We start from the raw sequence: 25,639 nt of genomic DNA, 5'->3' as shown, positions 1-25,639 counted from the left end.
ACGGCTTCCTTGCCGTTCAAACCCTTACGCGCACGAGCTGCTTGCCGAAGTTCTCGCCCCTGAAGAGGCGGATGAAGGCTTCGGGGACGCGCTCGATACCGTCGATCACATCCTCCTTGAAACGAAGCTTGCCAGCCCTGTGAAGGGCGGCGAGCCGCTTCAGGGCCTCGTCACGCCGATGCCACCAGTCGAAGACGACAAAGCCATGCATGCTGGGGCGGCTGACGATGAACTGACTAAGGAAGCGCGGTCCGATATCCGGTTTGCCAAACTGATCGGCCAAAGCGATGCGCCCGCAGATGACGATACGGGCACCGACCGCCAGGTTCGGCATGACTGCATCGTGGATCGGCCCTGCCGTGTTGTCGAAGAAGACATCGACGCCGTCCGAGCAGGCCCGGCGCATTGCGGCTTCCAGGTCCGTTTCCGCCTTGTAGTCAACCGTGGCGTCATAGCCGAGCTCACGACACCAGGAGAGCTTGTCCGGGCCACCTGCGACAGCAACGGTGCGTGCGCCAGCCAGCCTGGCGAGCTGCCCGACAATCTGCCCTACGGCGCCCGAAGCCGCGGAGACGACAACGGTATCGCCGGGTTTGGGGCGGCCGACCTCGATCAGGCCGAAATAGGCGGCCATGCCGGGCATGCCGAGCCAGGACAGCGAGCTCTGGATCGGGGCGAGCGCAGGATCGATCCGGTTGACGGCCAAGACACCAGATTGGCCCGGCCGTAACACAACCCATTCCTGCCAGCCGAAGTTCATGGCTTCGGCAATGTCGCCCTCCTTCCAGGCCGGATGCCGTGACGCTACCACCTCGCCGACACCGCCACCGACCATGAGCTCGCCCAGGCCGACGCCTTGCGTGTAGTTCTTCCCCGGCGCAATCCGGCCGCGCATATAGGGGTCGACCGAAAGGAAGCTCGTTCGAACGAGGATTTCGCCGGGACCCGGCTCCGGCACCGGGCTCGTTTCCAGCCGCCAGTTATCAAGCATCGGCAGCCCCTCCGGATAGGAGGCGAGCACCCAGCGCCGGTTTTTCGAGGCGTTCTTGCCTATGTCGGACATGAGAGCCTCCCGAGAGTAATCGTCCGATTGACAGCGCAGGCCAGTGACCGATCTGGCGATAATCAGGAGCTCATTGCGTCAACGCCGGCAAGGCTTGCTTCGTACAGAAAACAAGGGTGGGGACACAATCCGGTTCTGAACTTTGGTGTGATCGTCAGTCTGTCGGCAAACGCCCATCGGACGGCCCCGGATGCAGATCCTGAAAGGCGCCGAGAGCCCTGAAACCGTACGTTGATGGCGGTCCTGTCGGCCGGACGGACATCGCTTCGGAGTTCGGGGGCGACATCGGCTCCAGGCTGACAGCTTTCTGGGCGTGGCTCCAGATGACTGCGTAACAGCGAGGCTTCCCCAGCGTCATGAGGAAAAGGTGACGGAACGCCGATGTTTCGCCTATAGTAAAGACCTGCAGATCGTGAGCTGGGCTGAAGGCAGGGGGAGCCGATGGGCCAGATCAGCCCTAAGCTTTTGCGATTTGATCGGTTCGTGCTCGATTTGACGCGCGGAAGCCTGCGCGTCGGCGATCAGGAAATTGCGCTACGACCCAAAGCGTTCGACGTCCTTCGCCATCTTGCCGACAACGCTGGCCGGCTCGTCTCGAAAAAGGAGTTGTTTGAGGCTGTCTGGCCCAACGTTGCTGTCACGGATGACTCGCTGGTGCAGTGCATACGTGAGCTGCGGGACAAGCTTGGTGACACGAAGCACCAGCTGATCAGAACTGTGCCCCGCCGCGGATATCTGCTGAATGCTTCCGCGACAGATCCGACCGGCGAGCCCGCGTACGCAGCGCGGGCCGAACGGCACGAAATCGCGAAGCTCGGATCGAATGAAGCCGACCGTGCTCCACAGCAGCCACGGCGCAGCCGCCCCCTCGCTTGGGCGATACCGGTCGCCGTGGCCTGTTGCGCCCTTGTGGGGGCGCCTCTCGCGGCCCACTGGCTGTCGCTATCATCAGCTAGCGACCTTTTCACGGAGCATGATGTTCAACGTATTGCGGCCATCGCTCACGAAAAGGAGCTGCCGCTGCCGCGATTTCAGGTCAGCCGGATCAAGCATGATGTACTCCCCGAACATCGCCGTTTTGTCGGGATTTGGGTTAGCAGTACCGGATTCATCAATTCCAATCGTCAATTCATGCTGGTCATTACGAATGCGGAAAGATCCGGCATTCTGACAGGCTTCACCGTCCGCGGACCGCCGCAAGCTCTCAGCCTCATCCAGAGGCCGGCCGGCCTATCTCACTTCAAGGCGCGCGTCCTCGGCGATTCATTCCGCTACAGCGGGCCTGAGAGTGAGCGCGAGGTCGTCATGAATTCCGCGCAGCGGCTGGAGTTCAGCGAGGCCTTCGCCTCCGGAGCGATGGCACGCGTCGTTCTCGATCCAATTTGGACGATGGTTGATGCAGAGCGCAAAGCGGCGCTGGAAGCATCAAGACGATGAACCACCGCTCCTGCTTTTGGTGACCGAGATGCGGTCGCATTCCTGAAATCCGACATGCACACGCGGACGCAACTTCGCAACGGACGAGTTGCCAACTATGCCTGCCGGGAATCGTTTCGGGCGGAATAGGGGCTGAAGCTCGCCGTTTAAGCTCTGCGGCGGCACCGCGGAGCTTCGTATGATCGCTTTGAAGGTGGCCCAGTCCGATGGGCAGCCGGCCACCAGCCAGCGGGAACCTTGTCGCCAGCGTTGCCGGGATGAAGACAATCGGCCGGGCACTGCAACGCGTGCCCGACTGGAGCAGGCCCCCCGAGGGGGCGCCGCCACTGCTCAGCTTTTGCGAGGGAACTCGCTGGACTGTCTCAGCGAAACGGAGCCCGCCTCTCATTGGGGGCCGGCTGCCTAACGGCAGATACGAACCAGGCGATATCCGTCAAACTCGCCGTCTTCATCGTATATGGCTTGCCGCTCCCTCCAGCAGCGCCGTACGGGAACGGGTTCGCCGTAAGCTTCCTCAGCATAGGCCGGCGCGCCGTAAGCCCTGCTGCCAGCAATCGCGCCGCCAAGAATAGCGCCCGCGGCCAAGCCGCCGACGACCGCCGCAGCCCGTCGACCATCGCCAGCCTGAACGGGAACCGAAACGCAAAGGAGGGCCGTCGCCGCGACACACCCCGCCATCGCACTTCGAAGAACCGACTTGTTACTGAGCATCAAATATCTCTCGCCTTCCTGATTCGATTGTCCCGTCCTGATGCGAAAAGAGGGCAGGAGTACGACAGGGGGCCGACTTCAGGGGTTCGCAAGATACGGCGACGGAGACCGGTCAGCTCCTGATAAAGGAGGTTGTATGGAAGAAATAGCCAATGAAATGGCAAGCAAAAATTTCAATGTTCATATTATCTCATATGAGAAAGAAACTTTCGAGGGTCGCATGCCGTAGTTGGTGAAGACCCGCGAGATCATCCCGGTTTCCCATCACCCGATTACCCTAGTGATCTGCTGCGAGGCCTCTATCGTGCGGATCGCGGCGATCTTGCGCCGGGTGGCAACCAGAGGTCGCGGACTCGCGTCTCATGCAGCAAGCGGGTCCGAGTCGCCCAGATGTCCATCGGCTTCAGCAGGGGGCTTTTGGCCGTCGCTTCGGGATCGCATCAATTGGTGGCGAAGCAGTAGAAGCGACCGGCGCCGCCCGTGCTTTTCAGACCATCCTGGCTGCAACCACGCGAGATATGCGACATGTTCCAGGATTTCGAAGGCGGCGTTTCATCGAGCCCCGCGCGGTCATGGTGGCCCAGCATCACCGCGCCTTCCGCGCCGCTCCTGGTATAGTTGCCGCAGGTGCGGTCCTCGCCGGGGCCGAATGCGGTGCCGTCGGCCTGCGAGCCCGTCAGCATGTCGTGCTCATTGGGCTTGTCGCCGCTGCCGTTGACGGTCTCGCCTTTCTCAGTCAGCGCGGTCTGCTTGGTGAGGTTTGCCGCAGCGCCATGCAGATCAGCGAGGCTATCGGCGATCACCGCTCCCTTGGCGTTGCGCCAGGGCCCGGCGCCGATACGATCGCGCGCATTGACCGCCGGCACGCCACCAGTCGCTTGCGTCGACAAATAGGCGTGCCAGGTCTTGCCGCCGGCGCCAGCCGCCTGGGCGAGGCGCTGGCAGATCGCATCTGCACCTTCGAGCCCGCCGAGATCTGCCCCCTTGCCGGATCCGACACTTGTGACGAAAAAGCTCATCTCCGCTGTCTGGGCCTTAGCCACGCCGCCGGCCAGCGCCAGCAGCCCGACGGCTGCGACAAGCTCGATACGTTTTGTGCCCATCGCTTGATCCTCCCGTAGCCCTCTGTGTTCTTGGGTACGAAATCGTCCGGTTGCTCCCCGATATCCCGCTGTCGGCGCAAGATCACTTTAACACAGCTGCATACCGAGAGCGGAACCGCCGCCGAACTGAGGTTCGCCAACCGATCTCACATGGGCCGCTACGGCGCGCGGCAAGGCGTTGCCGGGAGAGGAATCCCGAGCGCTCACAGAGCGGAGCGGCGATGGTGCAAGTCCGGCCTTTCGAACACGGCGGGCAGCAGGTCGAGCCCAAGGCCGGGGCCTTCCATCGGATAGACATAGCCGTCCTTGATCACCGGCATCTCGGTGACGAGTTCCTTGTACCAGCCGGTGTAGAAGGCGCGCACGGATTCCTGGATCAGCGTGTTCGGCTGGCTGAAGGAGGCATGGATCGCGGCGACGAAGCCGACCGGGCCGATGCAGTCATGCGGCGCGAAGGGGCGGTGATAGGTTTCCGCCATCGCCGCGATCTTCCGGCCCTCGGTGAGGCCGCCGGTCCAGCACAGATCGGCCATGACCACGTGCATCGCATCGCGGTCGAGCATGTCCTTGTAGGGGAAGCGCGAGCCTAGCGTCTCGCTGGCCGTCACCGAGACGGTGGTCGAGCGTGCGAACTCGGCCAGCGCCTGCGGCGAGTTCATCCGGATCGGATCCTCGTACCAGCTCGGGTTGTAGGGTTCGAGGGCGCGGGCGATCTTGATCGCGGTCGGCAGGTTCCAGAGCGAGTGGAACTCGACCATGATCTCCATCTTGTCGCCGACGGCCTTGCGGATCTTCTCGAAGGGCAGGGTCGCCTTCTTCATCTGCTCGGGGGTGATGAAAAGGCCCTGGTTCTCGATCGCCGGGGGATCGAAGGGCCAGATCTTCATGGCAGTGATGCCGCTTTCGAGCAGGCTCTCGGCCAGCGCGTCGGCATTGTTCATGAAGGCGTTCAGATCCTCATAGGGACCCTCGGACAGGCCGAGGTTCCAGGTCGAGACGGGTTTGATGTTGTGCGAGCGCACATATCCATAGCCGGCGCAGGTGTTGTAGATGCGCTGTTTGTCGCGGCAGAGGCCTCCGAGCATCTGGTGCACCGGCTGGCCGCAGACCTTGCCGAACAGGTCCCACAGCGCGATGTCGACGGCCGAGGTCGCACGCGACTCCACGCCGGTCGAGGACTGGGCCATCGGCAGGTTGGTCATCTCCTTGTGCAATGCCTCGATATGCAGCGGGTTCTTGCCGAGCAGGCGCATGGCGAGCGTGTCGTGCAGATGCGCCTCGACGGCGGCGGCGCCATAGAAAGTTTCGCCCAGGCCGATGACGCCGGCGTTGGTGTGAACCCTCACCCAGAGCACATTGGAGAACTCGTCAGTCCGCAGCGTCTCGATCGCGGTGATCTTCATGATGGTCGTCCCTGTCTCGGTTGGCCGAGAGCGCGTCCTGCGACGAGCGCTGCCTGTTCTCTGGTGTTTCTCGGGAAGGTCGTTCGGCTCACAGGACCGAGATCATGCCGCCGTCGACATAGATGATCTGGCCGCTGACATAGTCGGAGGCGGAGGAGGCGAGATAGACGCAGGTGCCGATCAGCTCGTCCGGGCGGCCCCAGCGGCGCGCTGGCGTGCGGCCCTTCACCCAGGCGTCGAAGCTCGGGTTGTCGATCAGCGCCTGGTTCATCTCGGTCAGCATGTAGCCCGGGCCGATCGCATTGGCCTGGATGCCGAGCTCGCCCCATTCGGCCGCCATCGCCTTGGTCAGCATCTTGATGCCGCCTTTCGCCACCGTGTAGGGCGCGACCGTGGCGCGGGCGAGCTCGCTGGTCAGCGAGCCGATATTGATGACCTTGCCACGCCCGCGCTGCGCCATCCGGCGCGCGGCCTCGCGGCCGGCGACGAAGGCGCTGGTCAGGTTGGTGTCGAGCACGCGCCGCCAATCGGCGGTCTCCAGCTCCAGCATCGGCTTGCGGAACTGGATGCCGGCATTGTTGACCAGGATGTCGACGGCGACGCCCTCGGCATCGAGCGCCGCGAAGGCTGCGACCACCGCCTGCTCGTCAGTCACGTCGAAGCGCAGGCCGCGCGCGTCGTGGCCTGCCGCCTTCATCGCGGCGACCGCCGCGTCGAGCCGGCCGGCATCGGCGCCGTTGAGGATGATGGCGGCTCCGGCCGAGGCGAGCCCTTCGGCCATAGCGCGGCCGAGGCCGCGTGAAGACCCGGTCACCAGCGCGGTGCGACCCGAAAGATCGAACAGTGACGTCAAGATCGGTGTTCCTATGTCGGCGAGGTCTGAAGCGCGGGGTGGGCCGGCGTCTTGCCGTCAGGCGCGATCTGCACGGCATAGCGGCGATAGGATTCGCCGATGTGCTTGCGCATCGCCTCGCCTGCTCCGGTGGGGTCCTTGGCGCGGATGCGATCGAGGATCGCGGCATGGTCGGCGCGGCGGATCGTAATGTTGGCCTGCTCGCCGCGATCCTTGGCGCGCATGCTGCGGATCGAATTGAGCAAGGGGCTGGAGACGAATTGCAGCACCGTCAGGAACAGCGGGTTGTGCGCGGCCGTGGCGATGGCGAGATGCAGCGCGAGATCATGCGTCGCGCTGTCTTCCCCGGCATCGTCGGCTGCGTTCAAAGCGGCCTCGGCGGCCTCCATCCGCGCCAGATCCTCGGGAGTGTGACGCAAGGACGCCAACTGCGCGGCCTCGACCTCCAGCCCGAGGCGAAATTCCAGGAACTGCAGGATCGACTGCTCGGAGGCGTCGATCTCGGCGCGCCGCAGCCGCAATGAATCCTGCTGGTTGACGAACAGGCCAAGTCCTCGGCGGCTTTCCACGATCCCGTCGGCCTTCAGATAGGCGATCGCTTCGCGCACCACGGGCCGGCTGACGCCAAGCTGGCGCGCCAGCTCCGTCTCCGAGGGCAGGCGTGCGCCGGGCTGCAGGGCGCCCGAGCGGATCGACGTCGCCAGGGCGGCGGCGGCGTCGGCGGCGAGGTTGGGTCTGGATCCGATCGAGGACAACTGCATGGAATACTCCCGATGTGTTCATATTGTCAGGTTATCAGTTGTTTGACAACCTGACTTCTTCCGCGTTATGGGTGCCGCGATGGCGCAACCCTCTTCGAGCGCTTTGAAGGATACCGACATGCGGATCGTCTTCCACGGGCAGAATGCGGCCTCCTTCAGCCACGGTTTTGCCGATCTCCTCGGTGCCCCGGCGGAGATCTGCATCCTGCCGGACAGGCTCGAAAGCGAGGACGAGCAGCGCGCCTATGCGGAGGCGGACACGATCATCGGCGTGAAGTTCGATGCCGGCCTGCCGCATCCATCCCGGCTGAAGCTCTTCCATGTTCCCGGCGCGGGCTACGACGCCGTCAATCTCGGCCTGCTGCCGGCCTCGGCCGCGGTCTGCAACTGCTTCGGTCACGAGCAGGCCATCGCCGAATATGTGATGAGCGCCTTGCTTGCCCGGCACATCCCGCTTGCTGATGCCGATGCACGCCTGCGCCGGGGCGACTGGGCCTATTGGGCCGGCGCGCCGGAGCGCGTCCATGGCGAGATCGCCGGCAAGACGATCGGCCTGCTCGGCTTTGGCCATATCGGCAAGGCGATCGCCGCCCGCGCCAAGGCTTTTGAAATGAAGGTCCATGTCGCCAACCGCAGCGCCGTGCCGGTTTCGCCGCTGGTGGACCGCGCCTTCACGCTCGATGCACTCGGCGATTTCTGTGCCTCGGCTGACTTCATTGTCGTCTCGGTGCCGCTGACCGAAAGCACCGAGGGCATCATCGGCAAGGCCGCCCTCGCGGCGATGCGGCCGAGCGCGGTGGTGATCAATGTCGGGCGCGGGCCCACCATCGACGAGCAGGCGCTGTTCGACGCGCTGCAGGCCGGTCGTATCGGCGGGGCGATCATCGACACCTGGTATCGCTATCCCGCGGCGGGGGACGGTGCGCCTCTACCCGCGAATCTGCCTTTCCACACGCTTTCGAACGTCTTGATGACGCCGCACATGTCCGGCTGGACGAGCGGCACCATCAGCCGCCGCCAGGCGGTCATCGCCGAGAACATCAGGCGCCGCCTTGCGGGCGAGCCGCTCGTCAATGTCGTGCGCGCGAGCGCCTGACGCTCAGTTTCTTCAACAGCCGGCCAGAAGAAGCCGGACCCAGACAGGCGGCGGAGCCGCACAGAGGAGACGTCAATGAACATTCTCAACCCTCTCAGGATCGCCGGCACGCTGCTGGCGCTCGGCGCCGGCATGCTGGCGGAGAGCCAAGCCTCGGCGCAGACCGTCACGGAGATCGTCAAGCGCGGCAAGGTCAAGGTCGGCGTGCTGATCGGCGCTCCGCCCTATGGCTCGGTCGATGCCCAGGGCAATGCCGTCGGCTACGATGCGGACGTGACCGCGCTCGTCGGCAAATATCTCGGCGTGCCGGTCGAGATCGTGCAGCTCACCCCGCCCTCGCGCATCCCGGCGCTGGAAGCGGGCAAGGTCGACTTCCTGGTGGCGACGCTGGCGCCCACGCCCGAACGCGCCAAGGCGGTGATGTTCACCATCCCCTACAGCGCCTTCCAGACCGGCATCTACGCCAAGAAGGGCGTGGCCATCAAAAACTGGGAGGACCTGCGTGGCCGCAAGGTCGGCGTCAACCGGGGCTCCAGCGTCGAACGCGAGTTCACCAACCGCGAGAAGGAACTCAACCTCACCATCCTGCGCTTCGAGGACGACGCCACCACCATGCAGGCGCTGTTCTCCGGCCAGGTCGAGGCCATCGCCGGCCCCGACGCGCAGGCCAATGCCGCGATCAAGGCGCGCGGCGAGAGCGAGACCGAGCTGAAGTTCGTCTTCGGCATGCAGCCGAACTCGATGACCGTCCGCAAGGACGCCTATGAGCTGAAGCAGTGGCTCAACAACATGATCTACTACATCAAGCAGAACGGCGAGCTGAACGCGATCTCCGAGAAGTGGGTCGGCGGGCCGCTGCCGCAGCTCCCCACCTTCTGAGGCCGGCTCCGTCCGGCCGACCTTCCGGTTCACCCAGGAGCGCCGGTGGAGCATCTCTCCGCCGGCCGCTTCCGACCCGCCAGGCAGGGGACCAAGCGGATGCAATTCCAGTTCGAGCCGGTCCTCGCCGAGGCGGACCGGATCCTCAACGGCGTGCTGCTGACCATCGGGCTGTCCTTCGGCGCGATCGTGCTCGGCCTCGCCCTCGCGATCCTGCTCGTTGCGGCGAAGAGCCTGTTCGGCCGCTGGGTCGGCCTGCTGGTCGACGCCTATGTCGAGCTGATGCGCAACACGCCTTTCCTGGTGCAGCTCTTCATGTTGTTCTTCGGCCTGCCGCTGCTCGGCATCCGCATGTCGGGGACGGAAGCGGCGCTGCTCGCCATGACGCTGAACCTCGGCGCCTATGCGACCGAGATCATCCGCGCCGGCGTCGACTCGATCCATCGCTCGCAGCTCGAAGCCGGCGTCTCGCTCGCCATGACCGAGCGCCAGGTCTTCCAGCATGTCGTGCTCATGCCGGCACTCGCGCGGGTCTGGCCGGCACTGTCGAGCCAGTTCGTGCTGATGCTGCTGGCCTCCTCGATCTGCTCCTTCATCGCGGTTCCGGAGCTGTCCGGCACCGCCGCGATCATCGAGCAGAACACCTTCCGCAGCTTCGAGACCTATATCGTCGTCACCATCATATATCTGGTGCTGGCACTGACGCTGAAGGTCGCGCTGCTCTGGCTCGGGCGGAAAATCTTCCCGCGGCTCTCGAGCGTCGACCGGCTCGACGCCAAGGCGGAGGCCGCCTGATGACGATCTTCGGTTGGCCCGAGGCCCTCTTCATCGTCCGCGCCGCCGGCTGGACGCTGCTGCTGACGGCGATCTCCTTCCTGATCGGCGGCCTCCTCGGTGGCGTCTTCGCGATCCTGCGCCTGTCACGGATCAAGGCTGTCCGGCGCTTCGCCGCCAGCTATATTCTGGTGATCCAGTCGATCCCGGTGCTCATGGTGCTGTTCATGAGCTATTACGGGCTGTCGCTCGTCGGCATCGAACTGCCGCCCTTCTTCGCAGCCTCCGCGTCGCTGGCGATCTATGTCAGCGCCTATCTCGCCGAGATCTGGCGCGGTTCGATCGAATCCGTGCCCTTCCAGCAATGGGAGGCCTCGGCCTCGCTCGCCCATTCGCCGGCGCAGACCTATCGCCATGTCATCCTGCCGCAGGCGATCCGCATCTCGCTGCCGCCGACGGTCGGCTTCCTCGTGCAGCTCGTGAAGAACACCTCGATCGTTTCGGTCGTCGGCTTCGTCGAACTCGCTCGCGCCGGCCAGCTCGTCAACAACGCGACCTTCCAGCCCTTCCAGGTCTTCACGCTGGTGGCGGCGCTCTATTTCTGCATCTGCTTCCCACTCTCCCGGCTCAGCCGCCATCTGGAAAAGGTGATGAATGCCAGCCGTTCTCATTGAAGACATCCACAAGAGCTATGGCGCGCTGGAGGTGCTGAAGGGCGTCTCGCTCAGCGTCGAGACCGGGCAGGTGGTCGCCATCATCGGCCGCTCGGGCTCGGGCAAGTCGACGCTGCTGCGCTGCATCAACGGGCTCGAATCCTTCCAGTCCGGCCGCATCGAGGTCGCCGGCCATGCGATGGACCGCGACCCGAAAAAGCTGCGCGAGCTGCGCAAGGATGTCGGCATCGTCTTCCAGAGCTACAACCTGTTCCCGCATCTGACGGTCGGCCAGAACATCATGCTCTCGCCGCGCATCACCAAGAACGTGCCGCAGGCCGAGGCGCTGGCGCTCGCGAAGGAAGTGCTGGCGCAGGTCGGCCTCTCCGAGAAGTTCGACAGCTATCCCGACAATCTCTCCGGCGGTCAGCAGCAGCGCGTCGCCATCGCGCGTTCGCTGGCGATGAAGCCCAAGGTGATGCTGTTCGACGAGGTCACCTCGGCGCTCGATCCGGAACTGACCGGCGAGGTGCTCCTGGTGATGGAGAAGCTCGCCAAGGGCGGCATGACCATGCTGCTCGTCACCCATGAGATGAACTTCGCCCGCACGGTCGCGAATACCACCGTGTTCATGCATCAGGGCAAGATCTGGGAGCAGGGGCCGTCGAAGGAGCTCTTCGCCACGCCGCAGACGCCGGAACTCCGCAACTTTGTTAAGGCCGGAGCTCAATAAAGCCAAAAGCACCAAAGCAGGTCGCCACTGCACGGTCTCCCGGAGCTGCCGTGGCACCAGCCTCGCCACCCATCCCTCGGCGCCGGACAAGGCCCGCGATCCAGTCGGCCTCATCGGCGAGAGAACCGACCCGAAGCGCGCGACCCTAAAAAATCAACACGCTGATCAGCCGTCCACGCCAGTGGATGGCGGACGTCTTGACCGTTCGGCAGGAACGCTGCCTAGTTCGAAACTGGCTGTCACAGCTCAGCATCATTCCCGCACGATAACGCGATGTCGGGATAGGTTGGCGTCGTGTTCGGGGGCGAGGATGCGTGTTGCGTTACTTCACAAGGCCGGGCTCCGGTCTTTCTCGGCGGGAGCCGCGGCCTTGTTGCTCGCGGGCTGCGCCGGGGATGTGAAGGGGGTGCTTCTGCCCGTGAGCGCGTCCGCTCCGGATACGAGCAAGGTCACCATGCTGGTGGCGACAACGCGTGCGCCCGACCAGGATGCCGGCATCCTGTTCTCCGGAGAGCGCGGCAAGCCCGCCTTCGCCGAGATCACCGTCTCGCTGCCGCCGGGAACCCGTCGCAAGGTCGGCGAGGTGCAGTGGCCGAGCCAGCTGCCGGGCAATCCCGAGACGGATTTCGTCACGCTCAAGGTGGACAAGCTCGACCGGGCGCAGGCGGTGTCGCGTTTCCACAAGGCTGTGATGAAGGTGCCCAAGCGCAGGGTGATGGTCTTCATCCATGGCTTCAACAACCGCTTCGAGGACGCGGTCTACCGCTTCGCCCAGATCGTGAAGGACTCGGACGCGAACGTCGTGCCGATCCTCTTCACCTGGCCGTCGCGCGGCTCGATCTTCGCCTATGGCTATGATCGCGAGAGCGGCAATTATTCCCGCACCGCATTGGAAAATCTGCTGCAGGACCTAGCCCGCGACCCGGCGGTCGGGGAGGTCTCGATCCTCGCCCATTCGATGGGGAACTGGGTGACGATGGAGGCGCTGCGCCAGATGGCGATCCGGAACGGAAGCATCCCGCCGAAGATCGCCAATGTCATGCTTGCAGCACCGGATGTCGACGTTGATGTCTTCCGCAGCCAGATCACCGACATCCACGGCAAGTTGCCGCGCTTTACCGTGTTCGTCTCGCAGGACGACCGCGCACTTGCCGTCTCGCGGCGCGTCTGGGGCAGCACGGCGAGGCTGGGCGCGATCGATCCCGATGTCGAGCCCTATCGGTCGGAGCTCGCGAAGACCGGCATCACCGTGCTGAACCTGACCAAGCTGCGCTCCGGCGACAGCCTCAATCACGGCAAGTTCGCCGAAAGCCCGGAGGTCGTGCAGTTGATCGGCACACGCCTGGTCGAAGGCCAGCCGATCACGGATTCGCGGGTCGGCCTCGGCGAGCGCCTGATGGAGGTGACCGCTGGCACCGCAGCGGCTGTCGGTACGGCTGCGGGCCTCGCAATCTCGGCGCCGATCGCCGTGGTCGATCCTCATACGCGCCGGAATTTCAACGACACGATGGAGCATGTCGGTCGATCGGTATCCGATGCCGGCCAAGCGACGGGCGATGCTGTCGCCGCCCCGTTCGAGGGGGGGAAGGCCGTCGGCCGTTGAGAATGAAGCCCGCTCGCGTTGACGCCCGCTGTCTTCAGGCGGTGACGCAGGTCTCGCTCTTCGCGGAAGTCCTTCCTCATCGGTCTGTGGAGGGCTGCCACGGTCTCATCGTTCATGGTCCTGTTCAGGCGCCCTGCTCTGCAACGACGCCACCGAGCGACGCGCCGCCGCGACGCTTCAGCTTCCGTCGGCTGTCGCCGCTTTTCGATGATGCTGCCTTCGCGTTGCACGCGATAGAGGAGGGGCGGGGCTCAAGCTCTGGACCGCCAAGCAGAACGGCACGCTCTGCATGACGGCGGAAATCATCTGGTCGTAAGGGCGCCGACCACGGCCGCGTCGGTCGGATCAGCGCGCGGTCAACGCCCCCTTCTCGGCCGCGCGCTGCCTGGGCCAGACAACGGCCCAGCTGCCGACGAGGACGATGACCTCCGACAATGCTCCGCCGAGAAGCGCCCAGGAAGGAGCGGCCGTCAGCAGCAAGATCAGCACCAGCAGCATGCCGATGGCGGCAGCTATCGCCGAGAGGATCGCGATCGAGCGGAAATCCTGGGCGATCTCGAGCCAGATGCGGGGCATGACATAGAGCATCGGCATGCCGCTCATGACCCAGGCCATCACCGATATCTTGAAGAAGCGGGTGTCTTCGAGGCTATCCGGCAGGATGAGCGGGAGCGCGAGCAGAATGACGATCCCGTAGACGATGCCGAGGCCTGCCAGCGGTATCGGCCAGTAGCGCAGCAACCGCCCGATCTTCGGGAAGTCGCGATGTGCCCTGAGCGCCGTCATTTCCGGATGCATCATGTTGGCGAAGGCGGTGGAGACGATGCGCAGCGGCACGAAATTGACCAGCGCCGCCGCGATCGGCGCATAGGCTGCTGGCCCCGCGATCGTGGCGACCAGCAGTGCCATGCCCTGGCCCTGGAGGTTCGTGATGGTCACGCTCACCAGCGACCATTTCAAGTCTCGCCAGAGTTTGCGGTAGCGCCGCCAGACATGTCTGCCGAAGCTCAACCGTATGGGTCGCCGACCGAGCGCGAGCATCACGGCGATGCCGAGCGCATTTGCCGTCGTCATGACGAGAAAGGTGTGTTGCAGGATATGTGTGCCGTTCCACACGACCCATGCGGCGCCGACGGTGCCGCTGATCGTGAACACCAGATCGCTGGCGGTGACCAGCATCTGCCGGTTGCGGGCGAAGAAGACCGTGCGGATATGCGCGCGTGCGGTCCACAGGGAGACGAAGGCGCCGCCGATCACAGCCCCTTCAGCAAGCCAGCCGCTCAGGGCGCAGGCGACGCCCACGCCCAGCAGCGCCGACAGCAGCGCGGCCGCGGAGCCGAAGGTGATCTCATAGGCCCCGGCCGCGGCGACGCTGTGACTGCGGGCGATGAAGATGCTCGCCGGGAGAGCCGTGAGGGCGCGGATATAGGTGAGGCCGATGCCGCCGACCACCATGACCAGCGCGAAGACGCCATAGTCCCACACGGAGACGGAGTGCAGCAGGGCGAGGTTGAGGGCGAGGTGAAACGCGCTTTGCATCGCCTCGCCGCCGACCATGACGACGAGCTTCAGGATCAGACGGCGCAGGGCTTCGAAATTCATCGCTGCGCCTGCCGGCCGCGTGCGAGCACGTCCTCGACAACCGCGCCGATGGCACGGGCGACGGCCTGATTGCTGAACAGCGCGGAGAAGCGTTCGCGGCCCGCATGCGCCAAGGGGGCGAGCATCTCCGGCGCGAGAATCACCTGCTTCAGCGCTTCGGCGAGAGCGTTGGGATCGCCCGGCGGCAGCAGCCGGCCGGTCACACCGTCGACCACCACCTCCTGCAGGCCTCCGATCGCCGAGGCGAGCGGAGGCCGGCCGAATGCCATCGCTTCGATCGCAACGCGGCCGAGCGATTCCGGGCGACGGGACGGCACCACGACGATGTCGGCCCACCGATAAAGCGGCGTGGGATCGTCGCGGAAAGGCTCGACCTTGATCCGCTCGTCGAGCCCCGCGCTCGTCACGGCTTCGCGCAAGGTCTGTTCGAGGGCGGGATCCTCAAAAGCGCTGCCGACGATCCTGACCTCCAGCCGCTCGCGCAGATCCGGGGGCAGGGCGCTCACCGCTGCGAGCAGGATTTCCTGGCCCTTGATGCGGTTGATCCGGCCGAGCATGAGGACGCGCAGCGGACGCTTCGCGTCATAATCCGTGGGAGCCCAATCGACCGGTCCGGCTACGCCGTTATAGACCACATCCGCTTCATGGCCGGCCGGGAGCGGGAAGGCAGCGCGCGTCGCCTGAGAGTTGAAGATCAGCCGCGCCCGGCCCCAGAGGATCAGCCGGCGCAGGAGCGTGCGGGTCATCCCTTCCGGGATCTCGTGGATATGTTGAATTACTTTGCCGACGAAGAAGCGCGCGGCGAGCACATGGTCGACGATGACCGAGGTATTGATGTAGACGAGGTCGCAGCGGCGCATTCGCCGGGTTGCGCGCAATACGGCGCGAGGCAGTTCGATCGGGGCCGTGGCCATCAATCTGGGCAGGTTCCTGCGGCGCAGGACCCATAGCGGCTCGATGACGATCCGGCTGGCAATCGGCTGCAGCAGGCTGAGAATCGGGCCATCGCGCGGGAGCACGACCTCGATATCGGCGGCCGGATAGGCCTGCCGCAAGGCGGCCACGCTCTCGGCAAAAGCGCGATCCGAGCCGTAGAGCTCATAGCCCTGATGAATGCAGGCGATACGCAGCGTCACGATCCATTTCCATGCGAGGACGCCGCCATCGCGCTTCCACCGATTCCGCAGGGCCGGAAAGCGCGTCCTAACCATCTTCGATAAAAAGAGAATAAGCCCCGGAAGTTCAAGGTATTCTTGGAGGTATGCGCTATCTTCACGCAGCTTTGCGTGCCTCCGGATGAAATCATGGCTAATACCGCTCCCTCGTTGCTGATCCTCGGAACGAGGGGTATTCCGGCTGCGCATGGAGGCTTTGAGACCTTCGCCGAGAAGCTCGCCTTGTTCTTGGTCGAGCGGGGCTGGCAGGTCGGCGTGTACTGCCAGGACGATGTTCCGGCTGTCACGCGCCGGTTTCGCAGCGAAAGCTGGCGGGGCATAGAGCTTATCCATACGCAGGTGTCGTCATCCGGTCCGCGCGCGACCCTCGATTTCGACTGGCATTGTGTCCGGCACGCGGCGCGGCGTCCGGCGCTCAGCCTCGTCCTGGGATATAATGGCGCGATCTTCCTGCCCTATCTGCGCCTGGCCGGGCGGAAGATCATGACGAATATGGACGGGATCGAGTGGCGCAGGCCGAAATGGTCATGGCCGGTCCGCAGCTGGTTCTGGGTCAATGAGTGGATCGCCGCCTGGTCCTCGCATCGTCTCGTGGCCGATCACCCGGTCATTGCCGATCACCTTGCGACGCGGCGTCCGCGCAGTGCCACGGCGATGATTCCTTATGGTGGCATGCCCATCAGGATGGCGCCGGCAAAGCCGCTCGCCAGGTTCGGGCTGGAGAGCGGCCGCTATCTGATCTCGATCGCCCGGATCGAGCCCGACAATTCGATCCTCACTCTCGTCGAGGCGTTCTCGCGCAAGCGGCGCGGCATGCCCCTCGTCGTCCTCGGCAATTTCTCTGATGAGAACGCCTATCATCGCCAGGTCAAGGCGGCGGCGGGGCCGGAGGTGATCCTGCCGGGTGCGATCTACGATACCGAGACCGTGAGGGCCCTGCGCTTCCACACAAGGGGCTATCTGCACGGACATACGGTCGGCGGGACCAATCCCTCGCTGGTCGAGGCGCTGTGGGCAGGGAACCCGGTCATCGCCCACGACAATCCCTATAATCGCTGGACGGCGGGCGAGGCGGGCTTGTTCTTTGGCGACGAGGCGACCTGTTCCGCGGCGATCGAGAGGCTCTTGGCCGATGACGAGCTGGCGGCGCGCCTGAAGCAGGCCGCGCTCGGGCGCGCCCGGTCCGGCTTTGAATGGCAGGCGGTCCTCGAACACTACGAACGCGAGGCGCTTGCCCTGCTCGGCCTCGAGCCGGAAGCCACTTTTGCTCCTGTCGAAATGACCGGCAGCCGCCGGGGATGACGGTCAGCCGCCGGTCTCTGCTGGCGGGTGCGATCGGCGCGGCGGCCATCGGCGGCGGTCGCGCTCATGCGGCGCGGCCGCTCGGCCTCCGGCGCGGCGTCAACCTCTGGCCGTGGTTCTCCCTGACGCGGGAGCACCCGGCGCCGCGAACCGACTATGCTTGGCCGCCATTCCAGCTCGACCGGCCGGTTCCGACACGGGCGGATCTCGCGCGGCTGCGTGGTGCGGGCCTCGACTTCGTCCGGCTGCCCGTGGACCCCGGCCCGTTCCTTGCCGCCGCTCCTGCCGCCAAGAGGTCATTGCTTGATCAGGTGATGGCCGCCGTCGCGCTGGCGCAAGGCGAGGGGCTCGCCGTGATCGTCAACTTGCACGCCAATGCTGCGACGCATCATTGGACGCCGTCGCGATTGTTCGGCAGCTTGGAGGCTCCCGCGTTTCCAGCCTATCGCGATCTGGTGACGGAGCTGGCGGCGCGGTTGGGGCGGAGCGATCTGGAGTGGACCGGATTCGAGCCCGTCAACGAGCCGCTCCAGGCCTGCGGCTCCGCTGATTGGGGAGAGATGCAGAAACGGCTTCTGGCCACGGCCCGACTGGCCGCACCAGGGCTGACATTGCTCGCGACCGGGGCTTGCGGCAGCATGATCACCGGCCTCGAACCCCTCCGGGTCCGCGAGCTCTCGCTCTATGAGCCGCTGCTCTTCACCTTTCACTTCTATGAGCCCTACCTCTTCTCGCATCAGGGCGCGCGCTGGATGAGCGAACCGGTCTATCGGGCGCTCAACTCCGTGCCCTGGCCTGCGGCGCGGGGAAACCTCGACGCCACCCTCGCTGCGGTCCGCGCCAGAATGGCCGCGCTGGGTGAGCCGGCACAGGGCAGTGGGGCGGCCGCCTATCGCGAGACCGTGCGCGTCCTGAAGGAGTATTTCGATGCCCAGCCGGACCGCCCCTTCATCGACGGCTATCTGCGCCGGGTCCGCGCCTGGTCGGAGCGTGAGGGCGTCCAGCCCGGCCGGATCCTGATGGGCGAGTTCGGAGCCCTGCGCTCCGGGGGCGGCACGGTCGCCTCCGCTCCGGACGATCGCGCCCGCTATGTGCGCGACGTCAGGCTCGGCGCCGAAGCGCTCGGCTTTCCCTGGGCCTTTTGGAACCTGTTCGACAGCATGGGGATGATGGACGATGTCAGCCGCCGGCTCGACCCGGCGATGATCGCGGCTCTCGGCCTGAGAATGCCGGATTGAGCCGGTCGGAACCGCGCCTTTCCGGTCGATATAGGCACATAAGCACGACGACGAATTTCGACGGAATCGTCGTCTTCGTCGCGATGCTCTCCGAGCCGTTCAGCAGGATGATCCAGACGATCATCGGGAGCCAGACGCCGGAGCGTCCGCGCCCCAGCTCATACATGAAGAGGCCGAAGGCCAACGTCACGAGTGCGGTGATGATCGCCCCTTGATACAGGGTCATGCGGATGAACGGGTTTTCGATGCCCCATTCGAGCCCGTTGACGCGGCGCAGCGTGTCGACGAGCTGCACATCCGGCCCGAAGACGAGGTCTCCGATCGAAAACATCTGCAGCAGCTCGAACATCTCCTTGCGGGCGTTGGCGCTGCCGCCGTCGGAGACGAAGCGCGTGGCCACGTCGTCGAAGAAACCAAGCGCCATCAACCCGCCGATGGCGACGGGCAGGAGGGCTACGAGCACGCAGCCGAGAGCGGCGGCGATCAGCGAGATCCGCCCGGTCCGCAGCAAGGCGAACAGCTGTATCGTGCCGTAGCCGAGGCCGAACGCCAGCGACGTCAGAAGCGCCGTCCGGCCGCCGAAGACCACCAGGGCGGCGCTCTGCAGCGCGATGAGGACGCCACGTAGTGCCGGCGGCAGGGAGCGGGATCCGCTGATCAGAGCCATCAGATAGCAGGCGGTGATCATGGCGTTGGCCAGGGGATGGCCGTGGAACGCGCTGGAGCGGGTATCGGTTTCGAAGACGGCGCCGTCGAAGCGGTAGGGAAAGAGCCGGAACTGCGTGACGAACTCGATGAGCGCCAGCAGGGCGTTGAGGGTCATGACGACATGCAGCATCGTCGTGAGCGTCGTCATGGTCTCGTCGTCGGCATCGACGAGCAACAGGACCAGCAGGCAGACGGCGACATAGGTGTCGACCATTCCACCGATGCCCGGCCCGTCGCGCAGCACCGTGACGATGATGATCCCGATCGTCACCACCAGCATGAACAGCGTCGCCGGTCGCGCGCTGGCAAGGTGAATGGCGCGGCTGACCGGATCGCCGCAGGCGATCAGGCTCCAGCCGAACAGCAGCACGACCATATAGGTCGAGGGATGAATCTTCGTGGCGGCTGCGCCGGCGAGGCCGTCATAATTGTAGCCGACGAGCCAGAGCATGCCGCCCGACACGCAGAAGAGTACCAGAACCGTGGCGAAAAGGCCGTAGCGCGTCAGCCCATCCAGCCGAGCCCAGCCCGGTGCCCCACGGGCCGAAGCCTCGGCCGTGAGGCTGGCAGCAGGCATCAGCCCCGCCCGTCGGCGTCGATCAGGATCGTTGCCGTCACCGCGCGACCCATGACGCGCGCGGATTCGACCGCCCGCATGATCTCCCGCTGATGCGTGGTGTAGAGACGGGCGACGAGCACGATTTCCTCGACGATGCCGACCAGCGGAGCCACCTTCACATTGCGCTCCAGCGGGCCGCCGTCGATGACCACGATGTCGAAATGGCGGCTGGCATCCGCCAGCATGCGCATCGCATAGCTACGCGCCAACGCCTTCTGCGATGCGGCTTTCGGGCGACCGGCGGACATCAGCGCCACATCCTTGCTGCCGCTGAAGTGAATGGCGTCCTCGAAGCTGCATTCGCCGCGCAGGATATCCATTAGCCCGGCAGGGCCGCCCTGGGCGGATTCGGTCGCCGTATCGACCAGGAGGACGCGCTCGCCATGCTGGACCGCGGCGCCGGCGAGCAGGTCGGCGACGCGCTCCCGCTCATCGCCATCGGCCTCGGCCGAGATAAGCAGGGCGCTGCGTGCGGCCGGGACCGGTGCATCCGTGGCCTTGAACAGCAGGAGCAGCGCGAGTTGCGCCGTGCCTTCCTCTTCCGCTTGCTGGCCCGTCGATCGTCGGAACCACCGGCCCAGGCCGCGCGCGGGCGCCGTCCGGGGGCGCAGGACACCGATCACCGGAGCGCCGATCAGAGCCTCGGCCTGCGAGCGGGAGAGCAGATGAGGCGCGGCATATTCGCGAAGCAATGCGAGGCCGGCACCGAGTCCCAGCCCGAGGACGGCCGCTGCTGCTGCAAGCGGAAGCGTCGGCGGCCAGCTCGCCTGCAGCGGCGCTTGAGCGCGGCTGATGATACGGGCGTTGGTGGTGTCCAGATTCGCCTGCTCGCGTGTTTCCTGCGCGCGCAGCAGGAACGTCGCATAGACGGCACGGACCGCTTCGAGATCGCGCTGGAGGTCGCGCAGCCGCACCGAAGCCTGGTCCGCCCCTTGCGTCTGGCGCGTCAGAGTCTCGAGCTTGCTGGCGAGCAGCTTCTCATTGCCGAGCGCGCGCTCATATTCGGTGCGCACGGACTGCTCGACCCGCTCGATCTCCGTCGCGATGAGGCGGCGGACGTGGACGAGCTGGTTTTGCACCGCGCCGATCGACGGGTGGCGCGGGCCGAACTGGCTCTGCAGATCGGCTTCGCGCTGGACCAGCGCGGCCTCCTGCTCCCGCAGCCTACCGATGACCGGAGACTGGATTGCCTCCGTGGAGCTGCCGGCGAGCGCCCCGCGCCGGCGTTGCTGCGCGACCAGCTCGACCTGGGACCGTAAGGTGGCGGTGCGTGCCTGGGCGGTCGACAGCTGATTGCTGATCTCGCTGAGTTGCTGGTCGCTGATCAGGCGCCCGGACGCCGCCACGAGATTGTTCTCGGCACGGTAGCGCTCGACGGCGTTCTCAGCGGCCTCGACCCGCTTGCGCTGTTCCGCGAGCCTGGCGGTCAGCGCCTCGGACGCCTCCGTCGCAGCGCGGCTGCGGGCATCGGCCTGGTCGGTGAGATAGGCTTCGGCGATGGCGTTGGCGAGCTTGGCGGACTTGTCGGCGTCGCGTGTCGTCACCACCACGTCCAGCACCAGGACCTTGTCCGCGCGCCTGACGGAAACCTTGCGCCGGAGATTGGCGAGCGTCCGCGCCTCAGCGGGGGTGAGGGTGCCATCCGGGGCGGGAGTATCCGTCGCGATCCGGCCGAGAAGGCGGCTGAGCAGCCCGGCGCCGTTGAATTCGGTGTCCTCGGTGAGCTTCGTCGCCCTGATCGCCCGCGCCAGCACGCCCGTGGACTGGATGACGCTGGCCTGGCTCTCGACCTGTGCCAGCCCGCCATCCGGCGAGACCGTATTGGGGTTGACGTCGTTGCTGACGACGTTGCGGTCACGCGGGTCGATCAGGATCTGTGTCGAGGCGGTGTAGAGCGAAGGCGTGACGAGCCCATAGGCGAGGGCCAGCCCCGCCAGCAGGCCCGCGACGGCCAGGATCATCAGGCGTCGATGCCAGAGGATGCGCCAGAGCTCGGAAACCTCGACGGCGCCATCCTGGCGGCGACGAAAGGTCTCCTGAGGAGGCGGCTGCACCGTTTCCTCCTGCCGATGAGCGGTCGCAGCCAGACTTGCCATTCCTCTACTCGGACAACGCAACGCGATGCCGCGGCATCTTCCAACCGCAGCTTCCAGGCGCGACACTGCCACGAACTCCTTAACAAGTGCTCCGATCGGTCGAAGCCGCTCGCATGCGCGGATTTGCACGCGGATCAGGCAGGGCTAACCAAATCGAAATGCGGAGATGGGAGAATGCCGGCTGCTTTGGTGCAGTTGCCGCAAGAAATGCGGCTGGGCTTGGATATGAGATTGAGACTGAACATGGGTGCTTCGCCTCTGCGGCGCTGGCATCTGGTCCTGATCGAGCGGCTCCGGGCCATTCCCGGCTTGACGCTTTCGGTCGTTCCGTCGGCCGCGAAGGCAGCCGACCCACATCGACTCGACGGCCTCTTCCGCGTGGAAGGCTATCTGCACGGCCTTCAGCCCGACGGCCTCTTCACTGTGGTTACCGCGGCAGAGGCAGCTACTGTGGCGGCCGTGGCGGGGCAGGACGAAGTCGACTTGCTTCTCGATCTGGGCAGCGACGAACCGTCTGGACCAGCGCGTCGCTGGGTCCTCCGCTTCGACGGGGAGGCGGGAGAAGCGGCGCTCGTCTCCGGTCTTCTCGCCGGTGGCGTTCCCTTGGTCGAGCTGACGGAGAACGGCGCGCTCATCGCCGCAGGGCGACCGGGCAGCGAGCATGGCCGCGTTCTGCTCGCGAAGCTCGACGATATCCTCAGCCGCGTGATCACATTCATCGTGGCAGCGGTCGCGGGCAGCCGCATGCGTGTGCCGCAATTGCCTGCCGAAGCCGAGCCCTCGCCTGCGCCCCGGACCGGCCTCACGCGGACCATGGTCCGGGCGGTGACATCGAATGCGGTCGATCGCATCTATCGCCGCTGCTTCCACGCCCCGCACTGGCGGGTGGGCTGGCGCAAGCTCGACGGCCCGGATCTGTTCGATCTGAGGCGCCATCCCCGCACGGGCTGGCGCCACCTGCCCGATGACGGCACCCGCTTCTATGCCGATCCGTTTCCGATCCTGCATGGGGGGCGCCTCACGCTCTTCGTCGAGGATTTCCCCCATGCTACCGGCAAGGGCATCATTTCGGCGGTGGAGTTCGGGCCGGACGGCCCGACGGGCCGCCCCGAGCCGGTGCTGGAGCAGCCCGGCCATCTATCCTATCCCTTCGTCTTCGAACGGGACGGAGAGGTCTGGATGATCCCGGAAAGCTCCGGCGCCGCCAGGGTCGATCTGTTTCGCGCGACGGCATTCCCCGGCGGCTGGGTCAGGGAGGCGACGCTGATCGACGGCGTGGTTGCCAGCGATGCAACGCTGATCGAGCACGGTGGTCTATGGTGGCTGTTTGCCACGGTGCGTGATGGCGGCGGCTCCCATTCGGATGCGCTGCATCTCTGGTCGGCGCCGGATTTCCGCGGCCCCTGGAAACCGCATCCCCGTAACCCCGTGCTGATCGATATCGCCTCGGCCCGGCCGGCGGGGCATATGACCGTCCGCGATGGCGTTTTGCTGCGTCCGGTGCAGGACTGCCGGTTCGGCTATGGCAAGGCGCTCGGCATTGCCCGCGTCACCCGGCTTGACCCCGAGGGTTTCGATCAGGAAATCGAGACCATCATCCAGGCCGGTGCCCTCTGGCCCGGCCGCCGCATCCATAGCCTCAACCAGGCCGGCGGATACGAATTCATCGACGGCTCGGCAATGGCTCGCCGGCCGCTTCTGGCTCGTCTGCGGCCTGTGCCGGCGCTCGCCGGCTCCTGATGGCGTGCTGGGCGCCATCGGCCAGGACGGCGAGCCGCCCGAGCAGCGTGCGAGCCCCCGAAACCGAGTCTAGCGTCACCGCCTGGGTGGCGAAGCGCCGCTTGAAATCCTCGCCGCCGCAGAGGAAATCGACCATCGACAGGCCCTGGTCGATCGACCACTGGATGTAGTCCATCATCAGCACCATGCCCGGCGAGGCACGCTCATGGTCCGGGTCATAGGTGGTGACGAAGGCCATCATCCTGTCGCGCTGCACCAGATTGATCGAGACCGCGACGACGCTATCGCCGCATTCGAGCAGGAAGACCCGCAGGATGCCGAGCTTCGCCATCACGCCGACGAGCGCGGCGAGGGCCGGTGAGCCTTCGTCGAACAGGTCCGACGCATGGCCGTGGCGCTCGAGCCATTTGCGCTTGAGGGCAGCGACGCGCAGCAGCACGGGCTCTAGCGGTTCCTCAGGAGACATCAGCCGGAAGCGGACTTCCCCGGATTCCTCCATGAACTTGCGCCCGCGCCGGTAGTTCTGCCGCGTCTTCTTCGACTGCTGTTCGAACCAGAGCGCGCCGCGGTTCCAGGAGCCGCTCACACGATAGTTGATCTCGCTACGATGGTTCGGGCGCAGACGGAGGGCTGCGTTGTCGCCCGTCAGGATCTGGCGGGCCACCGCCTCGGGCACGAGCCGGTTGAGATAGGCCATGTCGAAACGGCCGGCTGCGGCGATCGCCCGCCACAAGGCGGCTGCGGCCTCGCGACTCCAGCCGGGAGCCACGAGGATGTCGCCATAGTCGCTGTGTTCCTTGGCCGCCCATTCGAGGATGCGGATGCCGCGACGCTTGATCGTGGCGAAAGGCAGCACGGCTTCAAGGTTCTCGCCATTCCAGACCAGGCCGATCAGCAGCCCACGTTGGTCGCGGCCCGGTGTGGTCCGCCACCAGGCGTTGATCCAGCCATGGCTCTGGAAGACGAGGCCGTCGGCCTGCCGCCACAGCGTATCCCAGGCTGGAGCCAGCGCCGTGAGCCGCGCTTCCGAGGTCACGATCTCCAGCTTTCGGCCATCGACGGCGGTGAACTCGGCAGATGCGCTCACTGCTGCGCTCCCTCGATCTCGGCTTCGGTGCGGCCAGCGGAGCGCAAGCCGAGGCGGCGCCGGATCTGCTGCCACATCCTCTTCAATGGCAGCAGATAGAGCCCCGAAAGCGACTGGTAGTCGCGGACGCCGCGTTCCATCAGCCCGAACTTGAAATCCTCGTCGGGCTTGGGCACGCACAGCGTCCCGAACAGCCGATCCCAGAACGAGAACAGCAGGCCGAAGTTCTTGTCGTAATGGCGCGGATCGACGCTGTGATGCAGCTGATGCCAGTGCGGGCACAGGATGAGGTTGTTGAGCGGGCCGAACGAGATCTTGAAATGCGTGTGCCTGACGAAGTCCATCATCAGGATGTTGCGCATGACATAGACGTTCACGCCGAAGACGGTGAGTTCGACGAGGTTGAGCGAGACCAGCGACCAGATCCCGAAGCAGATCCCCGGGATCACGCCGTCCCAGGCCCGGTTCATCAATTCGTCGAGCGGGTGGACGCGGTCCTTGGTGATGCCCACCATCACCTCCGCCGAATGATGGACCTTGTGCAGCTCCCAGAGGATGGGAAAGCGGTGCTGCGCGACGTGATAGAAGTAATAGGAAATGTCATAGGCCAGCAGCATCGTGATCGTGAAGATCACGGTGGTCATCGGCCCGGCCGGCCCCGGAATGAGTGGCGGGTCGATCTGGAAGATCGTCGCGAGAACCTTGTTGGTCGCATAGCCGACGGCGACGATGAAGGTGACGCCCGCCGGCAGCATCAGGAACGGCATGATCGCCTTGCGCGTCACCCAGAAGAGCAGATCGGCCTTCGCCGAGGGGTGGGTGATGATCTCATTGGGGAAGATGAAATCGAAGAACTCCCGGAAGCTCTTCTGCTCGGCCGTCCGCCAATAGGCGACCAGCGCGCTGACCAGCGCCGTCAGCAGCAGCAACCCCGTCGTCAAGAGGCTTGTCGCCGAAATCTTGTCGAGGATCTTGCTAATAAAATCGGTCATTCCGTCTAGCA

Annotated in this window: 21 protein-coding genes; 10 read left to right on the top strand and 11 right to left on the bottom strand. The window is 65.4% G+C overall.

Translation table 11 applies throughout. The features are described 5' to 3' along the window. Nucleotides 1-16 precede the first annotated feature (16 nt). Nucleotides 17-1,063 carry an NADP-dependent oxidoreductase gene (locus FQV39_RS14715; RefSeq protein WP_149130979.1) on the bottom strand — a complete coding sequence of 349 codons (1,047 nt, stop codon included), beginning with the start codon at nucleotides 1,061-1,063 and terminating at the stop codon, nucleotides 17-19. A 441-nt stretch (nucleotides 1,064-1,504) separates the two neighbouring features. Here FQV39_RS14715 and FQV39_RS14710 point away from each other — a divergent pair, with 441 nt between their 5' ends. Then, nucleotides 1,505-2,500, top strand: a complete 996-nt coding sequence (locus tag FQV39_RS14710; protein WP_149130978.1) for a winged helix-turn-helix domain-containing protein — start codon at nucleotides 1,505-1,507, stop codon at nucleotides 2,498-2,500. 1,151 nt (nucleotides 2,501-3,651) lie between these two features. On the opposite strand, the gene FQV39_RS14700 is transcribed toward FQV39_RS14710, so the two are convergent. The 4 genes from FQV39_RS14700 to FQV39_RS14685 all read right to left on the bottom strand — a co-directional run bounded on the left by FQV39_RS14700 (nucleotide 3,652) and on the right by FQV39_RS14685 (nucleotide 7,331). Continuing rightward, nucleotides 3,652-4,314, bottom strand: a complete 663-nt coding sequence (locus FQV39_RS14700; protein WP_149130976.1) for a hypothetical protein — start codon at nucleotides 4,312-4,314, stop codon at nucleotides 3,652-3,654. A gap of 203 nt (nucleotides 4,315-4,517) precedes the next feature. Beyond that, the gene (locus tag FQV39_RS14695; RefSeq protein WP_149130975.1) at nucleotides 4,518-5,717 is read right to left on the bottom strand and encodes a mandelate racemase/muconate lactonizing enzyme family protein; all 1,200 of its coding nucleotides are present in this window, start codon (nucleotides 5,715-5,717) and stop codon (nucleotides 4,518-4,520) included. Nucleotides 5,718-5,805: 88 nt separating this feature from the next. Next, nucleotides 5,806-6,573: an SDR family oxidoreductase gene (locus FQV39_RS14690; protein ID WP_149130974.1), complete on the bottom strand. Its 768-nt coding sequence runs from the start codon at nucleotides 6,571-6,573 to the stop codon at nucleotides 5,806-5,808. A gap of 8 nt (nucleotides 6,574-6,581) precedes the next feature. Further along, nucleotides 6,582-7,331 carry a FadR/GntR family transcriptional regulator gene (locus FQV39_RS14685; RefSeq protein ID WP_149130973.1) on the bottom strand — a complete coding sequence of 250 codons (750 nt, stop codon included), beginning with the start codon at nucleotides 7,329-7,331 and terminating at the stop codon, nucleotides 6,582-6,584. A 118-nt stretch (nucleotides 7,332-7,449) separates the two neighbouring features. On the opposite strand from FQV39_RS14685, the gene FQV39_RS14680 reads away from it, so the two are divergent. From FQV39_RS14680 to FQV39_RS14655, 6 genes are all read left to right on the top strand, one after another. Further along, entirely contained in the window at nucleotides 7,450-8,427 is a 978-nt protein-coding gene (locus FQV39_RS14680) for a 2-hydroxyacid dehydrogenase (protein ID WP_149130972.1), read from the top strand. 75 nt (nucleotides 8,428-8,502) lie between these two features. Next, complete coding sequence (locus tag FQV39_RS14675) at nucleotides 8,503-9,306, top strand: transporter substrate-binding domain-containing protein (protein ID WP_149130971.1); 804 nt, start codon at nucleotides 8,503-8,505, stop codon at nucleotides 9,304-9,306. 99 nt (nucleotides 9,307-9,405) lie between these two features. Then, nucleotides 9,406-10,101 (top strand): amino acid ABC transporter permease, encoded by a 696-nt coding sequence (locus FQV39_RS14670; RefSeq protein ID WP_149130970.1) that lies wholly within the window; start codon nucleotides 9,406-9,408, stop codon nucleotides 10,099-10,101. Next, nucleotides 10,101-10,754 (top strand): amino acid ABC transporter permease, encoded by a 654-nt coding sequence (locus FQV39_RS14665; protein WP_149130969.1) that lies wholly within the window; start codon nucleotides 10,101-10,103, stop codon nucleotides 10,752-10,754. Before FQV39_RS14670 ends, FQV39_RS14665 begins: the two co-directional genes overlap by 1 nt. After that, on the top strand, nucleotides 10,735-11,466 hold the full coding sequence (locus FQV39_RS14660) for an amino acid ABC transporter ATP-binding protein (RefSeq protein WP_149130968.1): 732 nt from the start codon (nucleotides 10,735-10,737) through the stop codon (nucleotides 11,464-11,466). Before FQV39_RS14665 ends, FQV39_RS14660 begins: the two co-directional genes overlap by 20 nt. Before the next feature lie 310 nt (nucleotides 11,467-11,776). Next, nucleotides 11,777-13,069, top strand: a complete 1,293-nt coding sequence (locus FQV39_RS14655) for an alpha/beta hydrolase (RefSeq protein WP_149130967.1) — start codon at nucleotides 11,777-11,779, stop codon at nucleotides 13,067-13,069. Between the two features lie 345 nt (nucleotides 13,070-13,414). On the opposite strand, the gene FQV39_RS14650 is transcribed toward FQV39_RS14655, so the two are convergent. Next, nucleotides 13,415-14,671: a hypothetical protein gene (locus tag FQV39_RS14650; RefSeq protein WP_149130966.1), complete on the bottom strand. Its 1,257-nt coding sequence runs from the start codon at nucleotides 14,669-14,671 to the stop codon at nucleotides 13,415-13,417. Beyond that, nucleotides 14,668-15,417: a glycosyltransferase family 4 protein gene (locus tag FQV39_RS34385; protein WP_472840645.1), complete on the bottom strand. Its 750-nt coding sequence runs from the start codon at nucleotides 15,415-15,417 to the stop codon at nucleotides 14,668-14,670. Before FQV39_RS34385 ends, FQV39_RS14650 begins: the two co-directional genes overlap by 4 nt. 558 nt (nucleotides 15,418-15,975) lie before the next feature. Between FQV39_RS34385 and FQV39_RS14640 the strand changes: the two genes are divergently transcribed. Continuing rightward, entirely contained in the window at nucleotides 15,976-17,148 is a 1,173-nt protein-coding gene (locus FQV39_RS14640) for a DUF1972 domain-containing protein (RefSeq protein WP_149130965.1), read from the top strand. After that, nucleotides 17,145-18,386: a glycoside hydrolase family 5 protein gene (locus tag FQV39_RS14635; protein WP_149130964.1), complete on the top strand. Its 1,242-nt coding sequence runs from the start codon at nucleotides 17,145-17,147 to the stop codon at nucleotides 18,384-18,386. Before FQV39_RS14640 ends, FQV39_RS14635 begins: the two co-directional genes overlap by 4 nt. Here the strand turns inward: FQV39_RS14635 and FQV39_RS14630 are convergent. Together FQV39_RS14630 and FQV39_RS14625 are read right to left on the bottom strand one after the other, a co-directional pair. Continuing rightward, a complete protein-coding gene (locus FQV39_RS14630) occupies nucleotides 18,328-19,671 on the bottom strand; it encodes a VpsF family polysaccharide biosynthesis protein (RefSeq protein WP_187640291.1) in 1,344 nt (447 codons plus the stop codon). The two genes, FQV39_RS14635 and FQV39_RS14630, sit on opposite strands and share 59 nt — an antisense overlap. Then, nucleotides 19,671-21,767 (bottom strand): GumC family protein, encoded by a 2,097-nt coding sequence (locus FQV39_RS14625; protein WP_248313373.1) that lies wholly within the window; start codon nucleotides 21,765-21,767, stop codon nucleotides 19,671-19,673. The genes FQV39_RS14630 and FQV39_RS14625 overlap by 1 nt, the downstream gene beginning before the upstream one ends. Nucleotides 21,768-22,052: 285 nt before the next feature. Between FQV39_RS14625 and FQV39_RS14620 the strand changes: the two genes are divergently transcribed. Continuing rightward, nucleotides 22,053-23,549 carry a glucosamine inositolphosphorylceramide transferase family protein gene (locus tag FQV39_RS14620; protein ID WP_248313372.1) on the top strand — a complete coding sequence of 499 codons (1,497 nt, stop codon included), beginning with the start codon at nucleotides 22,053-22,055 and terminating at the stop codon, nucleotides 23,547-23,549. Here the strand turns inward: FQV39_RS14620 and FQV39_RS14615 are convergent. Then, nucleotides 23,473-24,636, bottom strand: a complete 1,164-nt coding sequence (locus FQV39_RS14615; protein ID WP_149130961.1) for a GNAT family N-acetyltransferase — start codon at nucleotides 24,634-24,636, stop codon at nucleotides 23,473-23,475. The genes FQV39_RS14620 and FQV39_RS14615 overlap by 77 nt on opposite strands. Further along, the gene (locus tag FQV39_RS14610) at nucleotides 24,633-25,628 is read right to left on the bottom strand and encodes a sterol desaturase family protein (RefSeq protein WP_149130960.1); all 996 of its coding nucleotides are present in this window, start codon (nucleotides 25,626-25,628) and stop codon (nucleotides 24,633-24,635) included. Before FQV39_RS14610 ends, FQV39_RS14615 begins: the two co-directional genes overlap by 4 nt. Between the last annotated feature and the right edge of the window lie 11 nt (nucleotides 25,629-25,639).

The sequence above is a fragment of the Bosea sp. F3-2 genome, from assembly GCF_008253865.1.
GTDB lineage: Bacteria > Pseudomonadota > Alphaproteobacteria > Rhizobiales > Beijerinckiaceae > Allobosea.
This window is presented reverse-complemented; position numbering and strand designations above follow the sequence as displayed.